The following is a 24,449-nucleotide window of genomic DNA, read 5'->3' on the forward strand; positions in this document are numbered from 1 at the left end:
GTTTAGAAACTAACAGATAAACCCGTGTTGATAACCCGAGCCTGGGGATAGTACTGTGCACTACCGCTGGTAGATTCAGGATCGAACAGACCTTTCATCGAGGGTGAGTAGGTTACCAGATTCAGGCCGTTCACATAAATCCGCAGGCTATTCAGGCCAATTTTGCTGCCAATTTTTCCGGGAAGCGTATAACCCAGTTCCAGGTTCTTTAACCGGGCATAGTCCGTACTCTTCAGCCAGTAGCTGGTGCCGTTCGAGAAATACTGGTTACTGCGGTCAACAATCCGCGGATCGACGGTGCTTGGGTTATCCACTGTCCAGCGGTGATCGTAGCTGTATTTGAGGAAGTTACCAATCGTACCCGATTCCGTTTGCAGGAAGATCTGCCCGCCAGTCGATCCCTGTACAAGAATACTCAAGTCAAAATTCTTGTAGCGCAGAGAGGCATTGAAACCGCCCTGAAAACGAGGCTGGTTGTTTCGGTCGGCCCGTACGCGGTCGTCGCCATTAATTTTACCATCGCCGTTGATATCCTTGAGTTTCATATCACCAGGCCGTAGTAAGCTGGCACCAACACCACTGTAATCCAGCTTGTTGGCATCGATATCAGCCTGGGTAGAGAAAATACCATCATACTGGTACAGAAGCGTACCATTCTGCTGATTCGGATCATTCACGTTGCTTGGAATAGGCTTACCCGTCGAACGCTGCCATTCAGGAGCACCTGGTGTTTCATCCCAGAACGTAATTTGGTTCTTGGCATAACCACCATTCACACTCACGCTATATTTCAGGTCACCCACCTCACCGTTGTAACCAATCCGGAACTCATATCCTTTATTGGTCACCTTACCGATGTTAGTAGCGGGTAATGTAGCGCCGGTTGTTTGTGGAATTGAAGCACTTTTCCGCCACAGGATATTCGACCGCTTGTTTTGGAAGACATCGAATTCGAAGAAAACTTTTCCATTAAACAACGATCCTTCCAGACCAATGTCCGCATTGTTGGCAACCTCCCAGGTTAAGCTCGTGTTTGGCACACCGTTTTCGTACAGCGTCTGCGCTACCTGTCCGCCCGTTACGTAGCCCCAAGCCGAGTTTACTACGTCGCCATAAGCATAGGTAGGCAGGTAATCATATTCGCGCAGTGCATCATTGAAATAAACCTGGTCGTTACCCAACTGACCCCATGACGCCCGCAGTTTGAGCGAACTAACAGCGGGTAAGCTTTTCTTGAAGAAATCTTCTTCAGAGATACGCCAGCCTGCCGATATACCGGGGAAGAAACCCCAACGGCTATTGGCCGGAAACATATACGAACCATCGTATCGCCACAGAAATTCAGCGAGGTACTTTTCTTTAAAGTTGTACCCTGCCCGACCAAAATAGCTCATGCGGGCACGCTGCCAAATAGGCGTATTTGCGGGGTTATTGCCTGAATTTTTCTCGGCGCTACCACCTGCAAACAGCTGATCAATGGCGGTAGAAGCAAAATACTTCCGAAAAGCGAAGAATCCATTTGAATTGGACTGTTCTTTAGTGATCCCGGCCAGTAATGTCACCGCATGATCACCTCCAAACACATGATCGTAGCTTAGGATACCCGATAGCAGCGAGTTGAACTGATCGTTCGTGTACTGGTTAAGTTGGGCCTGAGCGGGTCCTTTCTGCACACGCTGAAGGATAGGCTGCTTGTTCGCGTCATAGGATGTATAATCCCAGCTGTAAACAAACCAGGGTGTTTCCCAGCGTTTGCCCTGCTGAATGTACTTATCTAAAGCTACGCTACCGCTGAATTTCAAGCCAGGAATCCAGGGGTTAGTGATGTTCACGCTGGCGTTGCTTTGCAGATAATAGCGCGTGTCCTTATCGTAACCCGTAGCGCTGGTCGTGACCAGAACCGGCTGCTGACCATTTTCAATATCAGGAGCAGGCTGTCCTGTCGGCCAGAAAGCCGGTTTATTAGGATAGCCCCGCATCAGCATCCGGAAGATTGCCCCAGCACCTACTGTTGGGAAAAACCGGTTTTCCTGACGACCAACTACGCCAATAACCGTATTGATATACTTATTGACTTTAGCATCCAGGTTTAGTCGGAAATCATACTGCTTGTAGCCGGTTGCTGAATTTTTGTAGTAGCCATCCTGATTCTGGTAATTAGCCGACGCCAGGTATTTAACATTTTCGCTACCGCCCACTAACTGCAATGTATGCCGTGTTTGAGGAGACCACGTTTTTAGTGCTTCACCAAACCAGTCCGTATTGGGGTGTGCCCAGGGGTCCGAACCATCCTGGAATTTCTTGATATCATCAGGCGTAAAAGCAGCCTTGGCGATAGCGCCATTATCAGGACGAGTAAAAGTACCTGTTGTATTGAAAGCGGTATTAGCATCTTTCCAGTACTGAGCAGGCAGGTTATACAAGTTGATCTCATTGTTCAACTGGGCGTATTCGGCCGCACTTGCCATTTTGGGAATGACGGTTGGCTGTCCCCAGCCCTGATTGAAGCTGTAGGAAAGATCAGGCTTACCCGTTTTGCCCCGTTTGGTGGTGATCAGGATAACGCCGTTAGCAGCCCGCGAACCATAAATAGCCGCCGACGCATCTTTCAGGACAGACATGCTTTCGATATCGGCGGGGTTAATCCGATCCAGGCCCCCTGCCCGGGCAGGCACACCATCGATAACGATCAGGGCATCATTATTACCAAGCGTATTAGACCCCCGAATACGAATTTTGGCACCGTCATAACCCGGTTCGCCACTGGCGTTGGTTGCAATGACACCCGGCATCCGGCCCGCAATGGAGTTACTCAGGTTAGTAGCCGGCGATTTAACCAGATCGCTTCCTTTTACAGTCGCTACGGAGCCAGTTACTGTTTCTTTTTTCTGCTCACCGTAACCAACTACGACAACTTCATTTAACATTTTATCGTCTGAAGCCAGCGTAATGCTAATGGTATTTCTACCGTTAATAGGTATTTCCTGTGTAGTATACCCGATGTAGGAGAAAACCAGTGTGGAGTTTCCACTAGGTGCGTTCAATGTATAATCACCCTCTGCTGTAGTAACAGTTCCGGTGGTTGTCCCTTTAATCAATATGCTTACACCTGGCAGCGCTAAGCCCTGACTATCAGCAACTTTACCGGAAACTTTCGTCTGTGCGAATGCACTTACCGAACAGAGAAGGCAAAATATCAGCAGGATACCGGCAGTACTTCCGCGGGCCTGCCCAACATTTTTCGCAAAAGGTACCCTTTCCCCACAGAGGGACCTCTTGTTGGTAAATAGTTTTTTCATGAAATTATCCTGTTTTTGTTCAACAGGATAAAGTAAATAGTACTACTCATCTACTGACTTTATCTTAATCAGTATTTAGTTTTTTTTACCTTATTTTATCTCCAATAGGAATAAACATATACATATCAAGGTAAAAAAGAATCAGACAATGAACAGGAAGCCAAGTATTTATACTCTCTTTTCACCATAAATCACATTAACATAAGAATAGTTTTTTGTTATAGTAGACTTCCAATCAGAAACATAATTCCCGTCTATTTCGGCCAATAAATGGGCCTGTAACGATGTGATAGATCCACAAACCCGGCCTTGAATCAGTCGAAAAGCCTACTTCTTACGCTGAATATTCATCAAAACAGACGGGCGGCTGGCACTTACTAGTGAGTGCCAGCCGCCCGTCTGTTTTGATTAGCTATCTTTTCTGCTAGGTGCCGGTAACCTGCTCTTCCTGTTGTTGCCTTACTTGTTGTCCAATCGGTACATACTCGACTTCGCAAGGGTAGCCAAATAGACAATTGTCCTTAATTTGTTTGGCTACGCGCTCCGGAACCATCTCTTCCCATCCGTCCTCACCCGACTGTATCATTTCGAGGACATGATCGGTTGAAATATGCAGGTTCGCTTCGTTGTAATCACGAATGTCCTCTATTTTATCGTTGCGGGAGAGATAATTGAATAACGGTTCCAGCGTTGGTGGCAACTGAAATTCCTTACAACTGTAAATCTTATTGTTACGCAGGGTCGGGTAAACGAATAGCTTGACCTTCCGGCTAAATAGTGTGGCAAATGACTCTAAAATACCACCTGGCAGAAACTCGTAGTGCCCTTCTTCGAAAATATATTCCAGGTTAGGAATACCGACGACCAGTCCGATTTTCAGGCGTGTTAGCTTTGCCAGATAAGCAACCAGCTTATAATACTCCAGGTAGTTGGAGATCATGACCGTCTGCCCCATAGAACACAAAATATCCACCCGGTCCAGAAAATCCTTCTCGTCTATCCCCTGATCATTGGCTTTCAGGTTGTGAAGCGTCAATTCGGCCATCGAAACGACCCGATTTTCATCGACATCGGGCTCGGCCCTGAACTGCTTCAGGCCATTTTCGATCATATCCATCTGAACATTCGTGACTGGACGCAAGCGTCCACGCATGACCAGAATATTCTTTTTATAAAGCGCTTCGGAGGGCTGTAGTACCTGACCATCAGGACCAAACAGAGCCGCATCGGTAAAGCTATTTTTTACCAGGTGCAGGCTCATCAATCGATTGTCGACATCAGCAAAATCGGGTCCGCTAAACCGAATCATATCAATCTGGATTCGCTCAGGCAAGAGATCGTCCATGAGCGATAAGACCAGTGTTTCGGGCGATTTAGCGTAGTAGTAACACCCATAGATCAGGTTAACGCCTATCACGCCAAGTGCCTGCTGTTGCAGGACATTTTCGTTATCCAGCATCCTGACGTGAATTATCACATCGTTGTAGCCACCCTGTGGTGTTAGCTGAAACCGGCACCCGATCCAGCCGTGGGCGTCGTTGGTTTTTTGATAATTGAGGGCTACTACCGTGTTTGCAAACGCAAAAAACGTGGTATCAGGACCACGTTTTTCTGCTAATCGTTTCTCTAACAGGCTGTATTCTTTGGTAAGCATCTTAACCAGTCGGGATTCAACGACGTAGCGCCCACTTTCTTCGACACCATAAATTGAGTCACTGAACGTCATGTCGTAGGCCGACATTGTTTTGGCGATGGTGCCTGACGAACCACCGGCCTTAAAAAACATGGCCGCTGTTTCCTGCCCCGCTCCAATCTCCGCAAAAGAGCCGTAAATACGGCGGTCAAGGTTGATTCGTAATGCTTTCTGTTTAGTGCCTATATTTTTTTCGTACATGGTATTGGCAGGTTGCTGCTGCTAAAGTTACGGATACAAAGGAACAAAAGCCATGCCCCTTGTATCCACAAACGTCGATTATGAAATTGTTGTTCTGCCACTTAGACATTATTTGCTTTGCCAACGTTTAGTCTAACAAATAAAAAGACAACCGCCTGGGTTGTCTTTTGGGATTAAGCGAGGAAACCTTATTACTTAAGCAATTCTCCGGGCGTTTCTATAAACATATTACCACCTCCGGCCTTACGATCCAGCGATGATGAAATTCCGGTTAAAATCTCAGCCGTTCCAACACCCCGACGGGCAGTTGTTCGTGTTCCTGTGATCTGGTAAATTGCTTCGCCCAGTAAAGGCTCACTTAGAGTACCGAATGCTTTCATACCCAGCGATGGCTCGCTCACTTCAACGGCGGGTACAAAACCAGTGGCATAATCGGAAAAGCCCTGTGCATTCGCCGATTTGAAGGTCAGCGGTTGCATACCCCATTTAATTCGTTTCGTATCGTCGGAGAGCGTAATGGAGCCAACGTTCTTGCCCACGGTAGTTGTACCAATAGTGGTTATAGTCATGAATGGGCGAAGACCATTGATAATCAACTCACTGGCCGAAGCCGTACTGCCTGAGGTAAGGACAAAGACCCGACTCAGATTTGCGCCAATATTGGTAGCTTTGGCCGAAAACTTCTCTGTATTCCAGCCAGCACCGTTTTTCTTATCACGATCGGCGGTGACAGTACTATTCCACTGCTGTGTATAGAATACTTTTGATCCGTCAATATTTTTACCCATGAGGCTGGCTAAGTTTGTTGACGAACTCACATAACCGCCCCTATTATAGCGTAAGTCCAGAACTAGTTCATTGACACCTTTCTGCTTGAACTTACCAAAAATATTGTCCAGCTTGGTGTCATACGTTTTATCTGCCTCGCCACTGGGTTTAAATACGCCAGGAATGAACTGGTTGTAAACCACATAACCGACCGTTTTACCGCCAATTGTATAGGTTGTGTCGAGCAAAACCGGATCTTCCTGAAGCACAATAGGATTCACCTGTCTTGTCTGATCAGTATCTGTGGGCGTACCATTCACCAGTGTGGCCATGCCAAAAGTTAACGCATCGGCGGCTAACAGACTCGCATAGTTAGTGCCCGTTAATGCCTGTCCATTCACTTTCGTAAAAATATCACCACGCTTGAACCCGGCAGCAGCGGCCGGTGAGCCAGGAAGTACATACAGAACAGAACCAACAATATCAGTCCTGGACTGGCCTTTATAGTACAGTCGGTACTCCAGACCCGTCGACTTGGATTGTCCACTCAATGACGCTTTGAGTTCGTCGGCACTCGCCTGAATCCAGGAAAATCGATCCCGATTGACATTGGCGGTGTTTGTATAATCATACAGCAGCGAATAAAAGAACTTGTCGGGGGCTAGCGATGTGTCTGGGTTTGCTGGAATCCTGTCGTTCCAGAGGTAGTAATACTTCATATTCGATAAAATCCAATCGTTTACTTCCTTGTTGGAAGCGATTGGATTAACATCGGAGTCTTTCTTACAGGAAGCAAGCATAAGCGCACCCGAAATCGTCAAAAGCAGAGCGGGACGCAGCAGAGAGTATCTCGTCATAAAGTTTGTGTGAATCAAGCGTAATTGCTTTGTAATAACGTAAATAGCACTAAAATAATTTAGTTGAAAACAAGATAGTACAATGCAGGTTCTACCAATCAGAGTCAACAGAATGCATCCTCAATATGCGTGATTCGTAATTCATTGCCCGACATGGCGACGGCGATAATATCGAAACGGATATCGTGAAACCAGTCATGTGCGAAGATATAATGCTCGGCGGCTTTCATGACCAATCGGGATTTTGTGTAGGATACAAATTGTTCAGGATTGCCATAGCTAAGATTGGTACGCGTTTTAACTTCCACGAAGACAAGTAGTTTTCCTTTTTTGGCGATAAGGTCAATTTCTGCGTGTTGGTGGCGGTAATTTCTGGCCATGACTTCATAGCCTTTTTCTTGCAGATAGCGAACCGCTTCAGCTTCGCCCTGCTTGCCGGTTTCATTGTGTTGGGCCATTAATAGACTTTGTTAACAAGTTACGAATCGAACGAAATCTGCCTTTCTGCTTGTTATTCAGAGAGTGGAGGCCGGTATGGCCGCTTCGTTTTTTGTAAAGCAATGAATAGTCGCGTCAATAAGCAAGTTGAGGTTCGGGAATTAGGATTGATTGAGTATCAGGCGGCCTGGGATGAGCAGGAACGTTTATTTACCGACATTGTCAATCAGAAACTGCTGAATCGATCGCGCTCCTCGGATGAGCAACAGCTTACATCCAACTACCTGTTGTTTTGTGAACATCCGCACGTGTACACCCTCGGCACAAGTGGTCATGAAGACAATCTGCTGGTAGACGAGGCTCGGCTTGCCCATGAATTTGGGGCTTCATTCTTTAAAATCCGGCGTGGTGGCGACATCACCTATCATGGCCCTGGTCAGTTGGTGGGTTACCCGATCCTGGATTTAGATAATTTCTTTACCGATATTCACCGGTACATGCGGTTATTGGAAGAATCCATTATTCTGACACTGGCCGATTATGGCCTCAATGCTGGCAGAATTGATGGTCTGACTGGTGTCTGGCTTGATTATGACGGTGGCGCTAACCCGCGTAAAATTTGTGCAATGGGCGTAAAAGCAAGCCGTTGGGTAACGATGCATGGTTTTGCCTTGAACGTCAATACAGATTTGAGTTATTTTGGCCATATTATCCCCTGTGGCATTACTGATAAAGCAGTGACGTCGCTGGCCATGGAAGTAGGACGCCCTGTTCCGCTGGAAGAAGTTGCCAGTCGCGTTGGAGAGCATCTGGCGGAGTTGTTTGAAATGAATCTAGTAACGCGGGTTTCTACCCGCACCTTGTTGGCATAAACGCGGGAGGAAATCCGCGTTACTGAACATGAAAAAAGACATCAATTTTTTGCCCGTTGAGGGCGTACAGATAGTAATTGCCCGTAAAGAGAATGAAGTAAGCGGATATGATTGGCAGGTATTTTTGATCAACCAGAACGATGTGCCGATCAAAACGGTGTTCGTAACGTCGAAAGGTTATGGCCTTTTAAACGAAGAGGAGCAGAAAACATCCACGTTGCGGCATTTCTTCGTGGAGGTTCAACCCGGTGCCTATGAGGTAGTTGAGTCCATCATGCCCGACGTTTTTCACCTGAATAACGAGTATTGGGTTAGCTACTTTATTGGCGATCAGATTTTCGACAAAAAGTTTATCTTCGTGCCAGACAGTATTGTCGAAGAAAATCTCGTTACTGTACCTGCGTTGGGTCTGGAGGGGATTTTGCATGAGTAAGTAGCGGTCAGAACGGCTATTGTCGCATCCTGCCTGCCGAAAAAGCCTATAGCGGGCAGGATGTCCGCATTCCTAAAACCTATGCCTCAAGCCGTCTCCTGGAAACGTCGACTAAAAAACTTCCTCTTTATTGATCTCAAAACAGTAGCCGGTGAACCGTCGTTACTGTCGGTAGAGCCACGTTTACAGCGGCAGTGGGAGGAAAAAAGCCGCTACTTTAAGAGTGAAGAAGAAATTTCGGCCGCTGGCTGGTACGATCGCCGGGCGTCTTTCTTTGCCGAATTCGGTAAAATTATCTGCATAGGAGTTGGCGGTTTATTTTTCGACGAAGGAGATAAGCCACACCTGAAAGTTAAACTCCTCAGTAACGACGACGAAGTTGCGATTCTGCAGGAGTTTCTGACCATCGTTAACCGATATCCGCCCGGAGAATTAATTTTCTGCGCCCACAATGGCAAGGAATTTGATTTCCCTTACCTGTGTCGACGCCTGATGGTCAATGGATTGCCCTTGCCCGCTGCGTTACAGATTTCAGGCAAAAAACCCTGGGAAATCCTGCATAAGGATACCCTGGAACACTGGCAGTACGGCGATAAGCGACATTTCGTACCGCTCGATTTGCTTGCCGCCGTATTGAACATACCAACGCGCCCACTCGAATGGATGGGCGACCGCACCAGCGAAGTGTACTACCGGGAACACGACTGGCCCCGCATTGAGCAGTATGCACGCGACTCAGTGGTCATGCTCGTTCAGGTGTATATGCGCATGGTAGGTGCCCCGCTCGTGGCCGACGAGCACATAGTCATGAGTGACTGACGGATTACATAAACACAGAGAGAAAGAGTCAAACAGAGCACGCAGGGGCCTCTGTGAACTCTGTGAAATCGTTAGTCTGCTCTGTGTTTAACCATTTTCGCTCACCCATAGAGTTGAGCAATTTTAGATGAGAAACGGAAAACCGAAACAAAATAAATATTCCCGGTCTGGTGAGACCCGGCCCGCAGGGGCAGGCTCCAGCACCGGAAAATCAGCCACGGCCCGCCCACGGGAGAAGGGTCTGGACAAACAAGCCAATAAAGTCAGGCCAATTATACAGGCTGACTCTTATTTAGACGAATTGAAGAACGACCTCATGGCGTTTTTCCAAATTAACAATGCCGAGTCATTTACGCAGGATCAGGTTCTCGAACACTTCGACGTATTTGACCGGAAAATGAAACTGATCGTACACGGTCTTATCGGCGAACTAACCGACGAAGGCTCGTTGATCCGTCAAGCTGACGGTAGTTATCGTGCCGACGAAGATGCGAACCTCATCGAGGGCGTAGTTGATCACGTTAATTCCCGCTTTGCCTTTGTCATTCCGACATCGCCCACAGGTAGCCGGGCCGATCGTAACGACGATATCTGGGTATCGACCGAAGATCTTGCCGGAGCTGTTGATGGCGACCGGGTGCGCGTTGTCCGCTTTACGGACTCGCGAAACCGGGGGCGCCGAATCGAGGGTAAAGTGGCAAACATCATTGAGCGCGGGCGCACTGAACTTGTTGGTCGTATTGAGGTATGGCCAACCTACGGTTTCGTTATACCCGACAGCAAGAAAATCTACGACGACATTTTTATTTCCAAGGAAAAACTCGGGGCCGCAAATGATGGCGATAAGGTAATTGTTCGTCTGACAAAATATCCCGATCCTCATAGCAGTAAACAGCGCTTTGAAGGCGAAGTCGTTACGGTGCTGGGCGTGGCCGGTCAGAACAATACGGAAATGCACGCCATTCTGGCCGAGTTTGGTCTGCCTATCCATTTCCCGGAGGATGTGGAGCAGGAAGCCGAAGCCATTCCGACCAAAATTCAGAAAAAGGATCTGGCCAAACGGCGCGACATGCGCGACGTGACGACGTTCACGATCGACCCGGTTGATGCGAAAGATTTTGATGATGCCCTGTCGGTACAGATGCTCGACAATGGCAATTACGAAATTGGGATTCACATCGCTGATGTTACCCACTATGTTCTACCCGGCTCGAAGCTTGAAGAAGAAGCATTTAAACGTGCCACATCGGTTTATCTGGTAGACCGTGTCGTGCCTATGCTTCCCGAAAAATTGTCGAATGGCCTGTGCTCGTTACGGCCCAATGAAGACAAGCTTACTTTTTCGGCAGTATTTGAACTGACGCCCGACGCGAAAATTGTGAACGAATGGTTTGGCCGAACGGCTATTCACTCGAATCGTCGGTTTTCGTACGAAGAAGCGCAGGATATTCTGAACAACAGTAAAGGTGATTACCTGGCTGAACTTCAACTTCTGAACGAACTGGCTTATAAACTGCGTGATGAGCGTTTCAAACAGGGCGCCATTAACTTCGAAACGGTTGAAGTACGGTTTAAGCTCGATGAGAACGGGGTGCCATTGTCGGTTTATCCAAAACTTCGACAGGACACGAACAAACTCATTGAGGAGTTTATGCTACTGGCCAATAAGCGCGTAGCCGAATTCGTGCATTCGTTGTCGAAACGAAACAAAGGCGGACAGGAAAACACGATGGTTTATCGGGTTCACGAAGGGCCCGACGATCAGAAATTACAGCAGTTTGCCGACTTTGCCGGTCGACTGGGCTATAAACTCAAACTGGATGACGACCATTTATCCAGCTCGATGAATCGGTTTATGGCCAGCATCGAAGGAAAGCCAGAAGCGAATATGCTGCAACAATTAGCCGTTCGAACCATGTCGAAGGCACGGTATAGTACCGAAGACCTGGGCCATTTTGGGCTGGCTTTCCGGCGCTATTCGCACTTCACCTCCCCCATTCGTCGCTACCCTGACATGATGGCGCACCGATTGCTGCAACACTATCTGGACAAAGGGAAACCCGTTGAGCGCGATCCGCTGGAAGACCAGTGTAAACATGCCTCAGCGCGTGAAAAGATGGCTTCCGATGCCGAGCGGGCCAGTATCAAATATAAACAGGTTGAGTTCATGAGCCGTATGGACCCTGGCCGGACGTTTGAAGGAGTCATCTCGGGCGTCACTGAGTTTGGCATTTTCGTTGAAATCACGGAAAACAACTGCGAAGGTCTCGTTCGAATGCAGGATCTGAACGACGATTTCTACGAATTTGATAAGGATAACTATCGCATTATTGGCCAGCGTCACAAAAAGATGTACACCTTCGGCGATCAGGTAGAAGTGCGTGTTAAGGACACAAACCTTGCCCGCCGAAGTATGGACTTTTTGCTGGTCAGCGACAAAGCCGGTCATGCTCAGGATACGGGGTCCAGTCGTCAGTCGGGCCGACGCAGTACGGGTCGTGCTGCTTCGCAGGGACGGTCTTCATCACGGCGTAGTGATGGTCCGGCGGCAAAAGGTGAGAACCGGCGCGGAGGCCGGGGACGCCGGTAAGCCAGTTAACATTGGCCACGAATGCCATTACTCAGCCGAATGGCATTCATGATATATAGCCACGAAGTATGTGCTTATAACAGACAAAAAAGCCACTCCTCAATCCGGGAGTGGCTTTCGCGCTTTCTTAACCTAAAGTCACTAGTTAAAACTGTTTTAGATACGACAACTTGCCGATAATATGCTGTTCCTGCTGGCGATCCATCGTCCGAACTGATCCGGCGTAGGTTCCGTGGTTATAAACTATGTAGAGGAACGATAGTGGTTGAAACTCCCAGGCCAGGCGGATATTCCACACGTCCTTATCGGTATACGTATTCCGCTGAAAAAAGCTGATCAACTGTAACCGCGGATTCACAGCCAGACGGCTTTCAATACTATACAGCTTAATTGTTCCCGAATACTCGCCAACATCCTTAAACTCATTCACCTCAGCATTTAGGGTAAAAGCCGCGTGCGGTATTGGCGCGAGAATCAGCGAGGCCCGGCCATAATTTAATCGACCATCGTAATACCGACCCGTTTCACCCGAAAATTGATACGATACCTTCTTCGACGGGTCACTGTTAAACATAGCCTGATAACGAACGTAGCGGTATTTACCCGATGCAATGCTGAGGTCTAGCGGCCGGTAATCGCCATCATCTAATCGCTGAAAGGTTGGTTTCACAAACAGCCCCAAGTTACCTCCGTTCTGAAACGTCAGCCAGATTGGATTGGCATTGTACTGAGCTTCCTGTAAATAGCCCGTTGAGGCTTTGTGATAAAGCTCCACAAAGAAGCCCGGCTCGAAATTACGAACCCATTTAGGCAACCATTTGGCCCGGTTCACTAAATAAAAACCCGGAGTAGTGGCAATTACATCGCTGCGAGAGACAAATCCCATCTCAGGATTGAAGCTCTTCGTCACGATCGATTGGGTTAACCAACCGACTACCTGATTTGAGCGATAGGTAAGCTGGCTGTAAGCGGCCATTCCCTGATCGCTATTACCCGATGTGATTGAGCCAATAACCATGGCGCTATAGGATAGAGACTGTCCCAGCCTGAAAAAACCATCAAGAGCAAACGTGCCATTTTGGTGGCCTTTAAGACTGTCTTCATCGTGCACATTCTTAATTGTGAACAAGCCGCCGATGCGATTCTGTTTGCCAACATTTTCGACGTAACGCCCCACTGCAAAATCAGTGGCGGGGCTACCCGGAATACCGCGCTGCCGAATATACATTCCACCATAGTTCCGATTGAGCGATCGATATACCAGTCGCGCTCCAGCATCAATCGGAACGGGAGCACTAGTGCCGTCAGGAAGGGTAGCAAGCCCAACTGTCCGGCTGAAAAACGGCTGAATCACCATGCTACCACCCTCTCCCGTATTTGCATTTCCGGGCAGACCAGCGCCAAATAAACTGGCATTCTCCAGAAAGAAAGCCCGCCGTTCGGGAAAAAGCACCGAAAATCGAGTGAGATTGTTGACTTGCCGATCAACATCAGCCTGGGCAAAATCGGTATTCAGGGTCACATCCAGAACTGTGTTTGGGTTGATCGCCCACTTAAGATCACCTCCTATTTTTAGCTTCGTATTTCCCCGATTTCCCACTTCTGAGCCGTTGTAACGATCGTCGGCAATGAGTGTGTAGGGCTGAACGCGAATATTTGGCGACGGGGGCGGTGGCTTCAAGCCGGTAATTAGTCCGGCATAGGCCATACGAGTTGACGTAAACGCCCTCGGATAGGGCGACCAGGCTGATAGTTCATTCGAAAAACGCCGATTTCTGGAAAAATTAATCCCCCACGATTGCGTCGAGTCTGCCGATCGGGCGTACCGTAACGTCTGCCATGGAATCTGTATTTCGGCTACCCAACCTGAGTCTGTTCGGCTCGTGCGGACTTTCCAAAGACCATCCCAGTCCATATCGTACAGAAAATCGTCAAAGGATAGCCAATCACGCTGCGTACCATATGGATTGGTTGAGAAAGCCATGGCATTGCGCTGATCATTAAATCCATCGATCGATACACCGAACAGATCATGCGACTGTGCCGAAAAATCACGCTTGAAGTTTGGTACACGCAGCGCTTTTCGGCCCGATGAGTCCTGGTTTATGGCTGCAATGTATAGGAAGTTCCGGTTAAAGAGCACCCGAACGTCAGTATCAAAGGAAGCGGCCTTCCCCTGTTTCGGATCTACCTGGATAAATCTCCGAACGGATTTGGCCTGTTTCCAGGCAGCTTCTTCCAGATGGCCATCAATTTTCAGGCGTTCACTGATTTCTGTTGCCTGAATAACCCGGCGTTTTTTTGCCGGAGAAAAAATAACCGATTGCCCACCAACTGGAGTTGCATCTTCCCGAATCGAATCACCTTGAACGCCATCCGACTGTTCCGTATTAGGAACAATGACCGTAGAGGTCTGTGCAACTAGTTTACAGGGAAGTAGTAATACGATAAAAAAATAGCGTAACAGGGCGGGCGGCATAACAGATCATGAATCGGCATGCCAAAAATAAGCGTGCAAAAGGAGCCCTGGCTGTTTTTTTAGTCGAACGGTTAAAGATCAGGACAGACAGTAAAAGTCCGCTAATCGTATTCAAAACGATAAGAGCTATACTTGTCAATCCGGAAAATGAAGCAGCTAAGCAGGCAATGGAGGAGCCATATCTGACGATGTAGGCAGAATGAAAATGAACGTAGTGCCTTCATTGGCCCCCGAGTGGACCTCATAGCGCCCTCGAATGGCGTCCATACGGGCCTGAATATTCCGCAATCCCATACCGCTGGCATCGGCGGGGTCCATACCGCAGCCATTATCTTTCACGATCATATTCAACTCTGTTGAGAATCGTCGGAAAATAATATCCGCTTCTGTGGCCTCCGAGTGGCGCAGAATATTGCTGCATAGTTCGATACAGATCGAGTATAAGTTAAACTCGGTGGTTTTGTCCAGCCGAGGAAGCTGCGTGTTGTCTAATCGAAACGTAACCTGTTGCGATGAGTTAAGCTTATTGACCAACCGTTTCAACGCTTCCGATAAACCCTGTTTTTCTAATTCGTCGGGCTGTAAATTATGGGACAGATAACGAACCTCAGCAAATGCCTCTTTGGTCATTCCCAACAGATTACGGTAAATCTGTTGTTCCCGTTCGGGCATTTGGGTTGGATTCAACGCAGACAGACTAACTTTAATGGCTGCCAGCAGTCCACCAAGACTATCGTGCAGGTCAGCAGCCATCCGCTTCCGTTCGAGCGTCTGCCCACGCAGCAGAGCCTCTTCAATTTCCCGGTTTTTGGCACGCAGCTGATCATTCGCAAGCTTTAGCTCTACAGTACGCTCGGCTACTTTATCTTCTAATCCCCGATTTAGCCCCTCAATTTCCTGCTTCTGACGGGCAATAAGCTGGCTTTTTCGGTAATAAACAGCCACGAAGATCAGTAGCATCGCCAATCCACTCACCAAAAATAAGCGCATCAGCGACTCCTGCTCAATCGTATGACTCAGTGATTCAATGCGGGCCCGCTGCTCAAGCCGGCTCCGTTGCGAATCGGCCCGCAAACGCTCGGTCTCGATACGCTGGCGAAGTTGGTTCATCCGGTTTTCACCTGCAATCTGCTCCCGTTCAGCTTCAGCCCGCAGGCGGGCAATTTCGGCCTGCCGCCGAACATCCATCAGCTCACGTTGCTGAATCAACTGATTTTTCTCGGCTTCTTCGCGCACCAGCCGAATAGCATATTCATTTTGCAGGGCCAGCGTTTCCTCCACTCGTTTTTGCTTGTTGAGGCTATCCTTAACCATGTTAAATTCTTCGAACTGAATTAGCGCCTTCTCGGTTTGACCATCTGCTCTATAAGCATGATATAGGGCTTGACTGGCCATTTGCCGTATCCGCAGGTTTTCCTGGCGCCGGGCAACATCCATCGCCCGTTCGCCATATGAAATGGCTAATGGAACATTTTTTATCTGCACAAAGCACTCTGCCAGACGCGCCCATACAGATGCCTCTCCTACGGCGCTATTTAATTGTTTCCAGCCAACTAATGCTTCTTCGTAATAAGGAATAGCCTTTTCGGGCTGATGGCGTGTATTATAAAAATCGCCTAGCCGTTCGTCGGCATAAATAATATTCGAGAGCGAGGTCGTTTCCCGATTTAAGCGACGACTTTCTTCAAACTGAATACGGGCGGCATCGAACTTCTTCTGCCGTTCATAGACTTCACCGATTTGTGTGACAACCTGAGCCATCAACAGTTTTCGATTCTGTCTGGAAACCAGCGTATTCAGCGGAAGCATTCTTAAAGACGTCTGGTAGCTTTGGAGTGCTTTAGGATAATCGCGCAGCATTACATAAATATCACCCATATTCATTTCCACCTGCCAAAGGGGCGAACTGGTTTTGGGCAATCCTGCGGCCAAGAGTGATGCCTGCTGATTAATTTGTAATGCTTTCGGGTAATCGTTTTTCCGGACTCGATAATAGAACTCTTCCAGCATCAACCCCCTGACCTGGTAAAGATCATTGTGAAGTAATCGGGCCTGCTGTACGAGTTTGGTCGCGTAATAAAGGCTACTGTCGCCAGGGGGATTACGCCATTGTTTAAACACAACGGCAAGGTAACGTAACCCTTCCAGCTGCGTAGTATCGTTACGTAACGTACGCGATAAACGCTCAGCGGTTCGGATGTGCTGCTGGCCCAGAGACCGCAGACTATCCATGTATTGCTGATCGCTGCGACGATCAAAGTTTGGGTCAGGCAATAGCGGCCGCGTTTGTGCCAGGCACAACCCAACACGACTGAATAGTATAATCCAGATTGCCAAACTTCTCATAGACCACTACGCAAACAGAGACTCCGCCGATATGGATGCTAAAAGTAAATACGGAAAGCAGATAATCAAGCGTTTACCCCGAAAAAACTTCTACATTTCTACCCTAAATTATAGCTAACCAGTCAATTTTAAGTATTTTGATTAATAGCCGTGAAATAAATATCTGATTTTTTTACTAATAAAATTAAACACTTTGCCACCAAAGTGAATCTATAAAATACTTTCTTGCGTAAGTACAAAGTTTTCTCTGAATAAGTATTTTAAACTAAAAATGTCGTTTTGCAATAAATTCCGCTGAATACGCGAAATTTCCCAAAGATTAACGATTGTTTGGCAAATTTTTTGCACTATTCATTTGCAAATGAGCCTGTAAACGCTTTACTTTGATTCCTGCATTACCAGAATTTATAAAAAAACATAACCCCCGCACACACTATCGGAACACAGCTCTACGTTACCTAATTGTCTTACTGAAAATGGAAAAAGCCCAGGTAAACGACAGTGAGTTGATTTCCCTGTACATCCGTGGTAATGAAAAAGCCTTTGCAAAATTAGTGCAGCGGCACAAATCGAAGATTTACACTACCATTTATTTGATCGTCAAAGATCAGTACGTGGCCGAAGATTTAATGCAGGACACCTTTATAAAAGCGGTGGACACGCTTAAGTCTGGTAAATACAACGAGGAGGGAAAATTTCTACCCTGGATTATCCGCATCGCTCACAACTTGGCCATTGACTATTTCCGAAAAGATAAACGCTACCCCAGTGTGGTGTTTGAAGACGGAAGCAGTGTGTTTAATACGCTTGAGTTTGCTGAAGATTCGGTAGAATCATTGCAAATTCGCCAGGAAACACACGAGCATTTGCGCGAACTGATTCAGCGATTGCCGGAACAACAGCGTCAAGTGCTCATTATGCGGCACTACGAGGAAATGAGTTTCCAGGAGATTGCCGATGCAACCGGAGTCAGCATCAACACAGCTTTGGGACGTATGCGTTATGCGCTGATTAATCTGCGCAAACAACTGAGCAAACGTTCGCTGAGTTATGATAAAAACATTTACCCAAGATGATGTAATCCGGTACGTCTATGAGGAGACCTCTCCAGAGGAGAACCTGCTCATTGAAGACGCCATGATGTCTGAACCGGAATTGATGACGTTCTTTCTCGAAGCCCTCGAACTACGGGCTTTGATGAATAAAATTGAACGTCAACCCCGAAAAAGTACGGTTCAGAGCATTCTGAATTACTCCAAACACCATCCGGCAAACCCACCAACCCGTCTGCGTCATTCGTAGCGAGTTAGTGGGTTTTGTTGTATTCCAGACATTGGACATTGGATAACAGATCGCAGCCTTGTTAACTGGCTATGATCTGTTATCCGGTGTTTAAGGTCGTTTTTGTATGCAAAAAAAAGAACGCTTCCAGCGATTTCTCGATTATTTTACCCAGCATTATCCGGAGCCTAAAACAGAATTAAATTTCGGCAACCCGTTTGAGTTGCTGGTTGCTGTTATTTTATCGGCTCAGTGCACGGATAAGCGAATTAACCAGATTACTCCAGCTCTTTTTGCTCGCTTTTCGGAGCCAGAATCGCTGGCGGCTGCCTCGGTTGATGAAGTATTTACCTACATCCGCAGCGTGTCGTATCCCAACAACAAGGCAAAGCACCTGGTCGGGATGGCAAAAGTGTTAATGGAACGCTTTGGGGGAGAAATTCCGGCAACCGTTGAGGAGTTGCAGACATTGCCGGGCGTTGGCCGAAAAACGGCCCATGTCATTTTATCAGTCGTCTATAATGAACCGACAATGGCCGTTGACACGCATGTTTTTCGTGTCTCACATCGGCTGGGGCTTGCTCCACTAACTGCAACAACGCCACTTGCCGTTGAAAAAGCATTGATGGCCCACATTCCGAAACAATACGTCCCTAAAGCTCATCACTGGCTTATTTTACATGGACGATATGTATGCCTCGCCCGTACACCTAAGTGCGAAATATGCGCCCTGAAGGAATTTTGCAAGTATTATGAGAAGCGTTTTGGATTATGACCAGGCTGATTACTCTATGAATAGCCTTTAATCAGCCTGATCACCGTTCAGACTAAAATTGCTCTGTTGCAGCAAAAAAGAAGCTTCCCTCAATTGCGGCATTCTCATCCGAGTCAGAGCCGTGAATCGCGTTTGCTTCAATTGACTTGGCATACAACTTGCGAATTGTCCCTTCTTCAGCCTGTGCCGGATTCGTAGCACCAATCAATTTACGGAAATCCGCAACCGCATTTTCTTTTTCCAGAATCATGGGTACAATCGCTCCCGAAGACATATAGGCCCGTAGATCGTTATAAAACGGGCGTTCGCGGTGAACGGCGTAAAATTGACCAGCCCGCTCAGGCGTTAGCTGAGTCTTTTTGATTGCAACGATACGGAAGCCTGCTTCTTCAATCAGTTTAATAATTGCTCCAGTATGCCCGCCTTCTACTGCGTCGGGCTTAATCATGGTGAACGTTTGGTTCGTAGCCATCAGGGATTATTTCCAAATTTTATTTGGGCGCAAAGGTAAGCACTTTACCCGAAATGCCATGTAGGTCAATTAGCCCACTGATATCCAAATTATTCGTACTTTTGGGTTTCGATTACGGCTTCGGCTGTTTGTTTATGCAAGATATTGAAGCAATTGGTGCAGTTATCGGACAACCGCTGAGTGGTACCGCCCAAACTGTGCTGATTACAACTCACCAGAATCCTGACGCTGATGCTATGGGATCATCGCTGGGTTTGGCGGGTTACCTCCGCAAAAAAGGTCACCGCGTGACAGTTGTCACCCCTACCGACTACGGGCAAAATCTGTATTGGATGCCGGGTAATGATGACGTCATTGCCTTCGACGAGAAAGTTCGGGTAACAGTGGCCCAATTAATGGAAGAGGCCGATGTGATCTTTTGTCTCGACTTCTCGAGCCTGGACCGCATCCGCGATCTGGCGCCCATGGTGCGTCAGTCACGCGCCCGTAAGATCCTGATCGATCACCATCTCGAACCGGAAGCATTCGCTGACCTGGCTCTTTGGGACCCAAGTGCTGCTGCCACCGCCGAGCTTGTTTTCCGGCTAATTGTGCAGTTAGGCGACAAAGATCTACTCGACATTCCTATTGCCGAGTGTTTGTATTCGGGACTGATGACCGACACGGGTTCTTTTCGCCACTCGAATACAACCGGTGATGTGCATCGCATGGCGGCTGAGCTGCTCGATCTTAAGATCGATGTAAGCAGCATTCACCGACGTATTTTCGACAATGTATCGCTTGATAAGTTTCGGCTATTAGGTTATGTCCTAAACGAAAAGTTGAAAGTAGTACCCGAGTATAAATTTGCCTATATCACCCTAACTGACGCCGAACTAAAGCAGTATCGATCCAAAACGGGCGATACGGAAGGCATGGTCAACTATGCACTGTCGGTAGAAGGCGTGGTGATGGCTGCAATTTTGATTGACCGTAACGATGAAATTCGTCTCTCTTTTCGTTCAATCGGCGATTTTTCAGTTCGCGAGCTGTCAAGCAAACACTTTAATGGCGGAGGCCATCGAAATGCTGCCGGTGGACGATCTAAGTTGTCGTTGGCCGAAACCGAGAAAAAACTTTTAACAATACTCCCTCAGTATCAACAACAGTTGCTGGAGACTGTCTGAGAAATGGTTTGTGCCGGACCGCCGGAGCGGTTTGTTGTTCGTAGTTACCGACCGGCATAAACATTAAAAATCACAAACTGCGAACGTACTTTAAGCATAAAAACCAGTATTTTCTCATGTCTCTTAAAAATTTCGGGAAAGCCGCCCTGATTGTCGCTGTAGTAGCGGCTTGCGGTAAAAACCGCGTTCAGGTAACGGAAAACGGCCTGAAGTACCAAATCCATGAGCAGGCTGACAGCCCTCGGAAAGGAAAAGTCGGTGACATCCTCAGCCTTCACCTGACTCTGCTCAACAACAAAGATTCTGTCTTGCGTGATACGCATAAAGAAGGCGCCCCCTTCCAGATGCTGTTGCAAGTCCCACCATTTAAAGGAAGCTACGAAGAAGGCCTCACAATGCTTGGCAAAGGTGACAGCGCAACCTTCTATGTAAGCGCCGATTCGCTGTTTACACGGGCTATGCAGCCACTACCTCCGGGGGTACAGAAAGGTACAGACATTGGTATCGCGGTAAAAGTCATGAATGTGCAGTCGGAAGACGAGTACAAAAAGTCTCAGGCTGCTGACTTTGAAAAGCAAAAAGGGGTCGATGCTAAAACCATCGAGAATTACGTTGCCAAAAACGGTTTGGCAGGTAAAGCCCAGAAGACCGAATCAGGCGTTTATTACGTAGTTACTCAACCGGGTGGTGGACCTACGCCCTCTCGTGGCGACGTTGTACAGGTGCATTACACGGGTAAACTGCTGGACGGCAAAGTATTCGACAGTTCTAAAACGAATCCGCAGGCAGGTGGCAAACCCGTACAGTTCCCGGTTGGTGTCGGTCAGGTAATTCCTGGTTGGGAAGAAGGTGTCATGAAAATGCACAAAGGCGAAAAAGCCACGCTGATTATTCCATCCACAATGGCTTATGGCCCACGTGGTAATCAGGGTATTCCACCAAATTCTGTATTGCTGTTTGATATTGAACTGGTAGATATTCAAAAAGGACAACCTGGTCAACCCGGAATGCCACAACCGGGAATGCCACAGCCAGGCCGGTAATCAATTCCGTTATTTTTCGTTCTTACAAAAGCCGTTCGTAGTTTTACCTTCGAACGGCTTTTCTTTTGCTTATGGAGCTTTGCTTTGCAACAAACAACCAACACAAATTAGAGGAAGTATCGGCCTGGCTAGGCGATGCATTTCAACTCAAAACGCTCAGCGATATTGGCTGCACCGACGAATTACCCGAAACGACGGGAACAATTCCTGGCAATTCGCGTCAAAAAGCTGACTATGTCTGGATTAATTTTGGTGTCTCCTGCTTTGCTGACGATTCAGGACTTGAAGTAGAAGCCCTGAACGGCGAACCGGGTGTCGATAGTGCTTTTTATTCCGGTAGTCGTGATGCGGCAAATAATATTAAAAAGTTATTGACGAATTTAGACGGAGAAGCGAACCGGAAGGCACGATTCATTACCGTCTTTACGCTTCTCCTTCATGGTATCGAGCATCAGTTTGAAGGGATTGTCGAAGGGCAGATCTTACTGGAACCGCGTGGTGCAGGCGGGTTTGGTTACGATCCCGTTTTTTTACCCGATGGCCATGACCGTACGTTTGCCGAAATGAGCATTCAGGAGAAGAATGCAATAAGCCATCGGTCGCGCGCGCTGACCAAGATGGTTGCCTATTTGAAAGAACAGGTATTTTCGTAGTCCGGAAATTAGCAACTACCCACAAAAAATGGCCCATAGACTGTCTATGGGCCATTTTTTGTGGTATTGAGCTATCGCTTATCAATAGAACTTAGCGCGACGATCTTCTACTTTAGCGGCTTCTTTGATAGCTTCGTTAATGTAGAATCCTGTACGCGATGTATTGTTCTGTTGAATCTGTGTTTTGTAGAGCGCATAATCCGCAACAGCAGGAGCAGGTGTTAACTGGGTCGTTTCTACCATTAACACACCACCCTCACCAGCGAACGGCTTCGAGCGTTTTCCTGGCTTGAGACCGAAAGCGGTACCTAAGGCAACAGGGTCAACTCCGGCGCTACGCAGGAACCCGGTTGCCAGATTTACGTCTTCTACAGTTTCAACCAAAGCACCAGATCCGTATTTCTGAGCAATCGCTTCGAATGTACCGCTGGCATTGCCAAGCTTACTGATGATCTGTTGACCTTTGAGTTCATTCCGAACTTTAGCAGTCAACTCAGCCCGGTAGTCCTCAACCTTTACCTCATCTTTATCGGTCTTGTTGGTCAAAACAGCAATTACATATTGATCACCAACTTCAAACGGTTCGGATACCGAGTTAAGATCGGTTTTGTCATCGAATGCCCAGCGAACGATCGAACGGGCATCAGCTAATGCATTAATATTGCTGGCATTTTCAGGAACTCGATCGGCGGTAGCAACAACAATCGATTTATCTTCCTTCACTTTAGCGTTGAACGCTTCTTTGGTACGCACGTCAGCAGCGAACTGGTCCGCCTTGCGTAAGGCTTCGTCGCGTGTTGTCTGGCTTGGTGCGATCGTTTTGCCAATACCAGCGATGCGATAAAGCACATCGGTCTTAGGCTGCGTTACTTTAATAATGTGATAACCGAAATCGGTTTCAATGATACGAGGTATCAGGCCAGCAGATGTAGTACCAAAAACAGCTGCTTCAAAGGGTTTCACCATTTGGCCATTGTTTTTAAAATAGCCTAAATCGCCACCGTTCTGAGCCGATCCGTCAGCACTATTGGTCTGAGCCAGAGCCTCAAAGCTTGCACCGCCCTGAATCTGCTTCAGAATACCTTCCGCTCTCCGACGAGCATCAGCCTTAGCCGAATCGGTTTGAGCCGTTGCACGAATCAGAATGTGGCTGGCACGAGCCGTAAAGCTGGTATCTTTCTTGCTACCGCCATACTTATAAATGAAGTATGTATTTCCTTCGCGGAATGGGCCGTAAATACCGCCCGGCGAGAATGTCGGAATCGAAGAACGAAGCTGTTCCGGCATTTCACCGGCTGTTATGTATAGCGGCACCCGAACATCGCTGTTCTGAAGCGCAAAGGCAGAGTCATTTTGAGCAGCGCCAAGACCACGAGCCAATGATTTGATCTGATTGTAAAGCGTGGCACTGTCTTCTTTTGAGGGAGCCACCGAGAACGTTACATACTGAAGCGAGCGGGTATTGGCACCTGGGTACTCGTCTTTATGCTTGTTCAGGTAATCCTGCAATTGCGAATCCGTTACCTTCACCGTCGTATCGTTGATGGTGTAGTAGGGCACAAACAGGAGCTTCACATCTGCTTTCGAGTTTTGAGCCTGGTATTCTTTCTGCGCTTCGGCCGTTGTGGCAAATACCGACAAACGCATCAGACTCTCGTATTTCTCACGCAACCGATCTGAACTCAGATTTTTTTCAAAGCTTGCCCAGGCCGCCTGTTGTTGTGGGGGCAGGTTTTTTAACCCTTTCAGGTAATTGATAATGGTGCTTTTATCGAATACGCCCGTCTGGGGGTTCGTAAATGCCTGCCGAACGGCTGGGCTGATGTTATTACCCTGTACCATGTCTACCAGTTCTTCGGGCGACACTTTCAGACCGAGTTTATCGAACTCTTTCTGATAGGCAATTTCAAACAGTAACTGATTCCAGGCTTGTTCGCGGAGCTGGCCCATATCCTGCTCAGCAGGAGCACGGCCCGTTTGTTGCTCAAATTGCGCCCGGAGTTCGTCAACCTTGGCATTGAACTCTTGATAATCAATGGATTGGCCAGCAATTTCGCCAACCTTCTGTTGGTTTCCGCCGAACAGCAAACTACGGCCGCCGAGCAAATCCCCCCCCACAATGAACAGAATCAGGCTGACGGCGATAATGCCTACGGCCAGTCCTGAACGTTCTCTGATCTTGTTAATGACAGACATTTCGCTTTATACGTACAATTTAGCCCGCAAAATAACAATTTTCCCCGCTGGAATACAAGCGGATTTGG

General features: G+C 47.7%; 18 protein-coding genes. 10 read left to right on the plus strand and 8 right to left on the minus strand.

The genetic code is table 11. From position 1 onward, the window contains the following. Nucleotides 1-2: 2 nt before the first annotated feature. From GJR95_RS28200 to GJR95_RS28215, 4 genes are all read right to left on the minus strand, one after another. Entirely contained in the window at nucleotides 3-3,299 is a 3,297-nt protein-coding gene (locus tag GJR95_RS28200; RefSeq protein WP_162389038.1) for a SusC/RagA family TonB-linked outer membrane protein, read from the minus strand. Nucleotides 3,300-3,723: 424 nt separating this feature from the next. Beyond that, nucleotides 3,724-5,193: a TonB-dependent receptor gene (locus GJR95_RS28205; RefSeq protein ID WP_162389039.1), complete on the minus strand. Its 1,470-nt coding sequence runs from the start codon at nucleotides 5,191-5,193 to the stop codon at nucleotides 3,724-3,726. A 191-nt stretch (nucleotides 5,194-5,384) separates the two neighbouring features. Then, entirely contained in the window at nucleotides 5,385-6,818 is a 1,434-nt protein-coding gene (locus GJR95_RS28210; RefSeq protein ID WP_162389040.1) for a S41 family peptidase, read from the minus strand. A 104-nt stretch (nucleotides 6,819-6,922) separates the two neighbouring features. Next, a complete protein-coding gene (locus tag GJR95_RS28215) occupies nucleotides 6,923-7,276 on the minus strand; it encodes a YraN family protein (RefSeq protein ID WP_162389041.1) in 354 nt (117 codons plus the stop codon). A 102-nt stretch (nucleotides 7,277-7,378) separates the two neighbouring features. Between GJR95_RS28215 and lipB the strand changes: the two genes are divergently transcribed. The 4 genes from lipB (at nucleotide 7,379) to rnr (ending at nucleotide 11,970) form a co-directional block, all read left to right on the plus strand. Beyond that, entirely contained in the window at nucleotides 7,379-8,128 is a 750-nt protein-coding gene (gene lipB / locus GJR95_RS28220; protein ID WP_162389042.1) for a lipoyl(octanoyl) transferase LipB, read from the plus strand. Nucleotides 8,129-8,156: 28 nt separating this feature from the next. Then, a complete protein-coding gene (locus GJR95_RS28225; RefSeq protein WP_162389043.1) occupies nucleotides 8,157-8,561 on the plus strand; it encodes a hypothetical protein in 405 nt (134 codons plus the stop codon). Nucleotides 8,562-8,642: 81 nt separating this feature from the next. After that, entirely contained in the window at nucleotides 8,643-9,380 is a 738-nt protein-coding gene (locus GJR95_RS28230) for a 3'-5' exonuclease (RefSeq protein WP_162389044.1), read from the plus strand. A gap of 127 nt (nucleotides 9,381-9,507) precedes the next feature. Beyond that, entirely contained in the window at nucleotides 9,508-11,970 is a 2,463-nt protein-coding gene (gene rnr / locus GJR95_RS28235) for a ribonuclease R (RefSeq protein WP_162389045.1), read from the plus strand. 145 nt (nucleotides 11,971-12,115) lie between these two features. Here the strand turns inward: rnr and GJR95_RS28240 are convergent, their stop codons facing one another. Next, nucleotides 12,116-14,449: a carbohydrate binding family 9 domain-containing protein gene (locus GJR95_RS28240; RefSeq protein ID WP_162389046.1), complete on the minus strand. Its 2,334-nt coding sequence runs from the start codon at nucleotides 14,447-14,449 to the stop codon at nucleotides 12,116-12,118. A gap of 156 nt (nucleotides 14,450-14,605) precedes the next feature. Beyond that, the gene (locus tag GJR95_RS28245; protein WP_162389047.1) at nucleotides 14,606-16,795 is read right to left on the minus strand and encodes a tetratricopeptide repeat-containing sensor histidine kinase; all 2,190 of its coding nucleotides are present in this window, start codon (nucleotides 16,793-16,795) and stop codon (nucleotides 14,606-14,608) included. Between the two features lie 476 nt (nucleotides 16,796-17,271). On the opposite strand from GJR95_RS28245, the gene GJR95_RS28250 reads away from it, so the two are divergent. From GJR95_RS28250 to nth, 3 genes are all read left to right on the plus strand, one after another. Beyond that, nucleotides 17,272-17,871, plus strand: coding sequence for an RNA polymerase sigma factor (locus GJR95_RS28250; protein ID WP_162389048.1), 600 nt, complete (start codon nucleotides 17,272-17,274; stop codon nucleotides 17,869-17,871). Further along, nucleotides 17,846-18,097, plus strand: coding sequence for a hypothetical protein (locus tag GJR95_RS28255; protein WP_162389049.1), 252 nt, complete (start codon nucleotides 17,846-17,848; stop codon nucleotides 18,095-18,097). Before GJR95_RS28250 ends, GJR95_RS28255 begins: the two co-directional genes overlap by 26 nt. A 106-nt stretch (nucleotides 18,098-18,203) precedes the next feature. After that, nucleotides 18,204-18,851 carry an endonuclease III gene (gene nth / locus GJR95_RS28260; protein WP_162389050.1) on the plus strand — a complete coding sequence of 216 codons (648 nt, stop codon included), beginning with the start codon at nucleotides 18,204-18,206 and terminating at the stop codon, nucleotides 18,849-18,851. 52 nt (nucleotides 18,852-18,903) lie between these two features. Here nth and GJR95_RS28265 read toward each other — a convergent pair whose 3' ends face one another. Continuing rightward, nucleotides 18,904-19,323, minus strand: coding sequence for a nucleoside-diphosphate kinase (locus tag GJR95_RS28265; RefSeq protein WP_162389051.1), 420 nt, complete (start codon nucleotides 19,321-19,323; stop codon nucleotides 18,904-18,906). Between the two features lie 134 nt (nucleotides 19,324-19,457). On the opposite strand from GJR95_RS28265, the gene GJR95_RS28270 reads away from it, so the two are divergent. The 3 genes from GJR95_RS28270 (at nucleotide 19,458) to rdgB (ending at nucleotide 22,185) form a co-directional block, all read left to right on the plus strand. Next, nucleotides 19,458-20,489 (plus strand): DHH family phosphoesterase, encoded by a 1,032-nt coding sequence (locus GJR95_RS28270; RefSeq protein ID WP_174260240.1) that lies wholly within the window; start codon nucleotides 19,458-19,460, stop codon nucleotides 20,487-20,489. Nucleotides 20,490-20,605: 116 nt separating this feature from the next. After that, nucleotides 20,606-21,532, plus strand: a complete 927-nt coding sequence (locus tag GJR95_RS28275) for an FKBP-type peptidyl-prolyl cis-trans isomerase (RefSeq protein WP_162389053.1) — start codon at nucleotides 20,606-20,608, stop codon at nucleotides 21,530-21,532. A gap of 71 nt (nucleotides 21,533-21,603) precedes the next feature. Beyond that, nucleotides 21,604-22,185 carry an RdgB/HAM1 family non-canonical purine NTP pyrophosphatase gene (rdgB, locus tag GJR95_RS28280; RefSeq protein ID WP_162389054.1) on the plus strand — a complete coding sequence of 194 codons (582 nt, stop codon included), beginning with the start codon at nucleotides 21,604-21,606 and terminating at the stop codon, nucleotides 22,183-22,185. Nucleotides 22,186-22,266: 81 nt separating this feature from the next. Here rdgB and GJR95_RS28285 read toward each other — a convergent pair whose 3' ends face one another. Continuing rightward, a complete protein-coding gene (locus GJR95_RS28285; protein ID WP_162389055.1) occupies nucleotides 22,267-24,381 on the minus strand; it encodes a peptidylprolyl isomerase in 2,115 nt (704 codons plus the stop codon). Nucleotides 24,382-24,449: the final 68 nt, after the last annotated feature.

Source organism: Spirosoma endbachense, from assembly GCF_010233585.1.
In the GTDB taxonomy this organism is placed as follows: Bacteria; Bacteroidota; Bacteroidia; order Cytophagales; family Spirosomataceae; genus Spirosoma; species Spirosoma endbachense.

Bases quoted from the DNA above. Each gene is read 5' to 3' on its own strand.
- GJR95_RS28200 (WP_162389038.1), bottom strand. From the start codon at position 3,299: ATGAAAAAACTATTTACCAACAAGAGGTCCCTCTGTGGGGAAAGGGTA.
- GJR95_RS28205 (WP_162389039.1), bottom strand. From the start codon at position 5,193: ATGTACGAAAAAAATATAGGCACTAAACAGAAAGCATTACGAATCAAC.
- GJR95_RS28210 (WP_162389040.1), bottom strand. From the start codon at position 6,818: ATGACGAGATACTCTCTGCTGCGTCCCGCTCTGCTTTTGACGATTTCG.
- GJR95_RS28215 (WP_162389041.1), bottom strand. From the start codon at position 7,276: ATGGCCCAACACAATGAAACCGGCAAGCAGGGCGAAGCTGAAGCGGTT.
- lipB (WP_162389042.1), top strand. From the start codon at position 7,379: ATGAATAGTCGCGTCAATAAGCAAGTTGAGGTTCGGGAATTAGGATTG.
- GJR95_RS28225 (WP_162389043.1), top strand. From the start codon at position 8,157: ATGAAAAAAGACATCAATTTTTTGCCCGTTGAGGGCGTACAGATAGTA.
- GJR95_RS28230 (WP_162389044.1), top strand. From the start codon at position 8,643: ATGCCTCAAGCCGTCTCCTGGAAACGTCGACTAAAAAACTTCCTCTTT.
- rnr (WP_162389045.1), top strand. From the start codon at position 9,508: ATGAGAAACGGAAAACCGAAACAAAATAAATATTCCCGGTCTGGTGAG.
- GJR95_RS28240 (WP_162389046.1), bottom strand. From the start codon at position 14,449: ATGCCGCCCGCCCTGTTACGCTATTTTTTTATCGTATTACTACTTCCC.
- GJR95_RS28245 (WP_162389047.1), bottom strand. From the start codon at position 16,795: ATGAGAAGTTTGGCAATCTGGATTATACTATTCAGTCGTGTTGGGTTG.
- GJR95_RS28250 (WP_162389048.1), top strand. From the start codon at position 17,272: ATGGAAAAAGCCCAGGTAAACGACAGTGAGTTGATTTCCCTGTACATC.
- GJR95_RS28255 (WP_162389049.1), top strand. From the start codon at position 17,846: ATGATAAAAACATTTACCCAAGATGATGTAATCCGGTACGTCTATGAG.
- nth (WP_162389050.1), top strand. From the start codon at position 18,204: ATGCAAAAAAAAGAACGCTTCCAGCGATTTCTCGATTATTTTACCCAG.
- GJR95_RS28265 (WP_162389051.1), bottom strand. From the start codon at position 19,323: ATGGCTACGAACCAAACGTTCACCATGATTAAGCCCGACGCAGTAGAA.
- GJR95_RS28270 (WP_174260240.1), top strand. From the start codon at position 19,458: ATGCAAGATATTGAAGCAATTGGTGCAGTTATCGGACAACCGCTGAGT.
- GJR95_RS28275 (WP_162389053.1), top strand. From the start codon at position 20,606: ATGTCTCTTAAAAATTTCGGGAAAGCCGCCCTGATTGTCGCTGTAGTA.
- rdgB (WP_162389054.1), top strand. From the start codon at position 21,604: ATGGAGCTTTGCTTTGCAACAAACAACCAACACAAATTAGAGGAAGTA.
- GJR95_RS28285 (WP_162389055.1), bottom strand. From the start codon at position 24,381: ATGTCTGTCATTAACAAGATCAGAGAACGTTCAGGACTGGCCGTAGGC.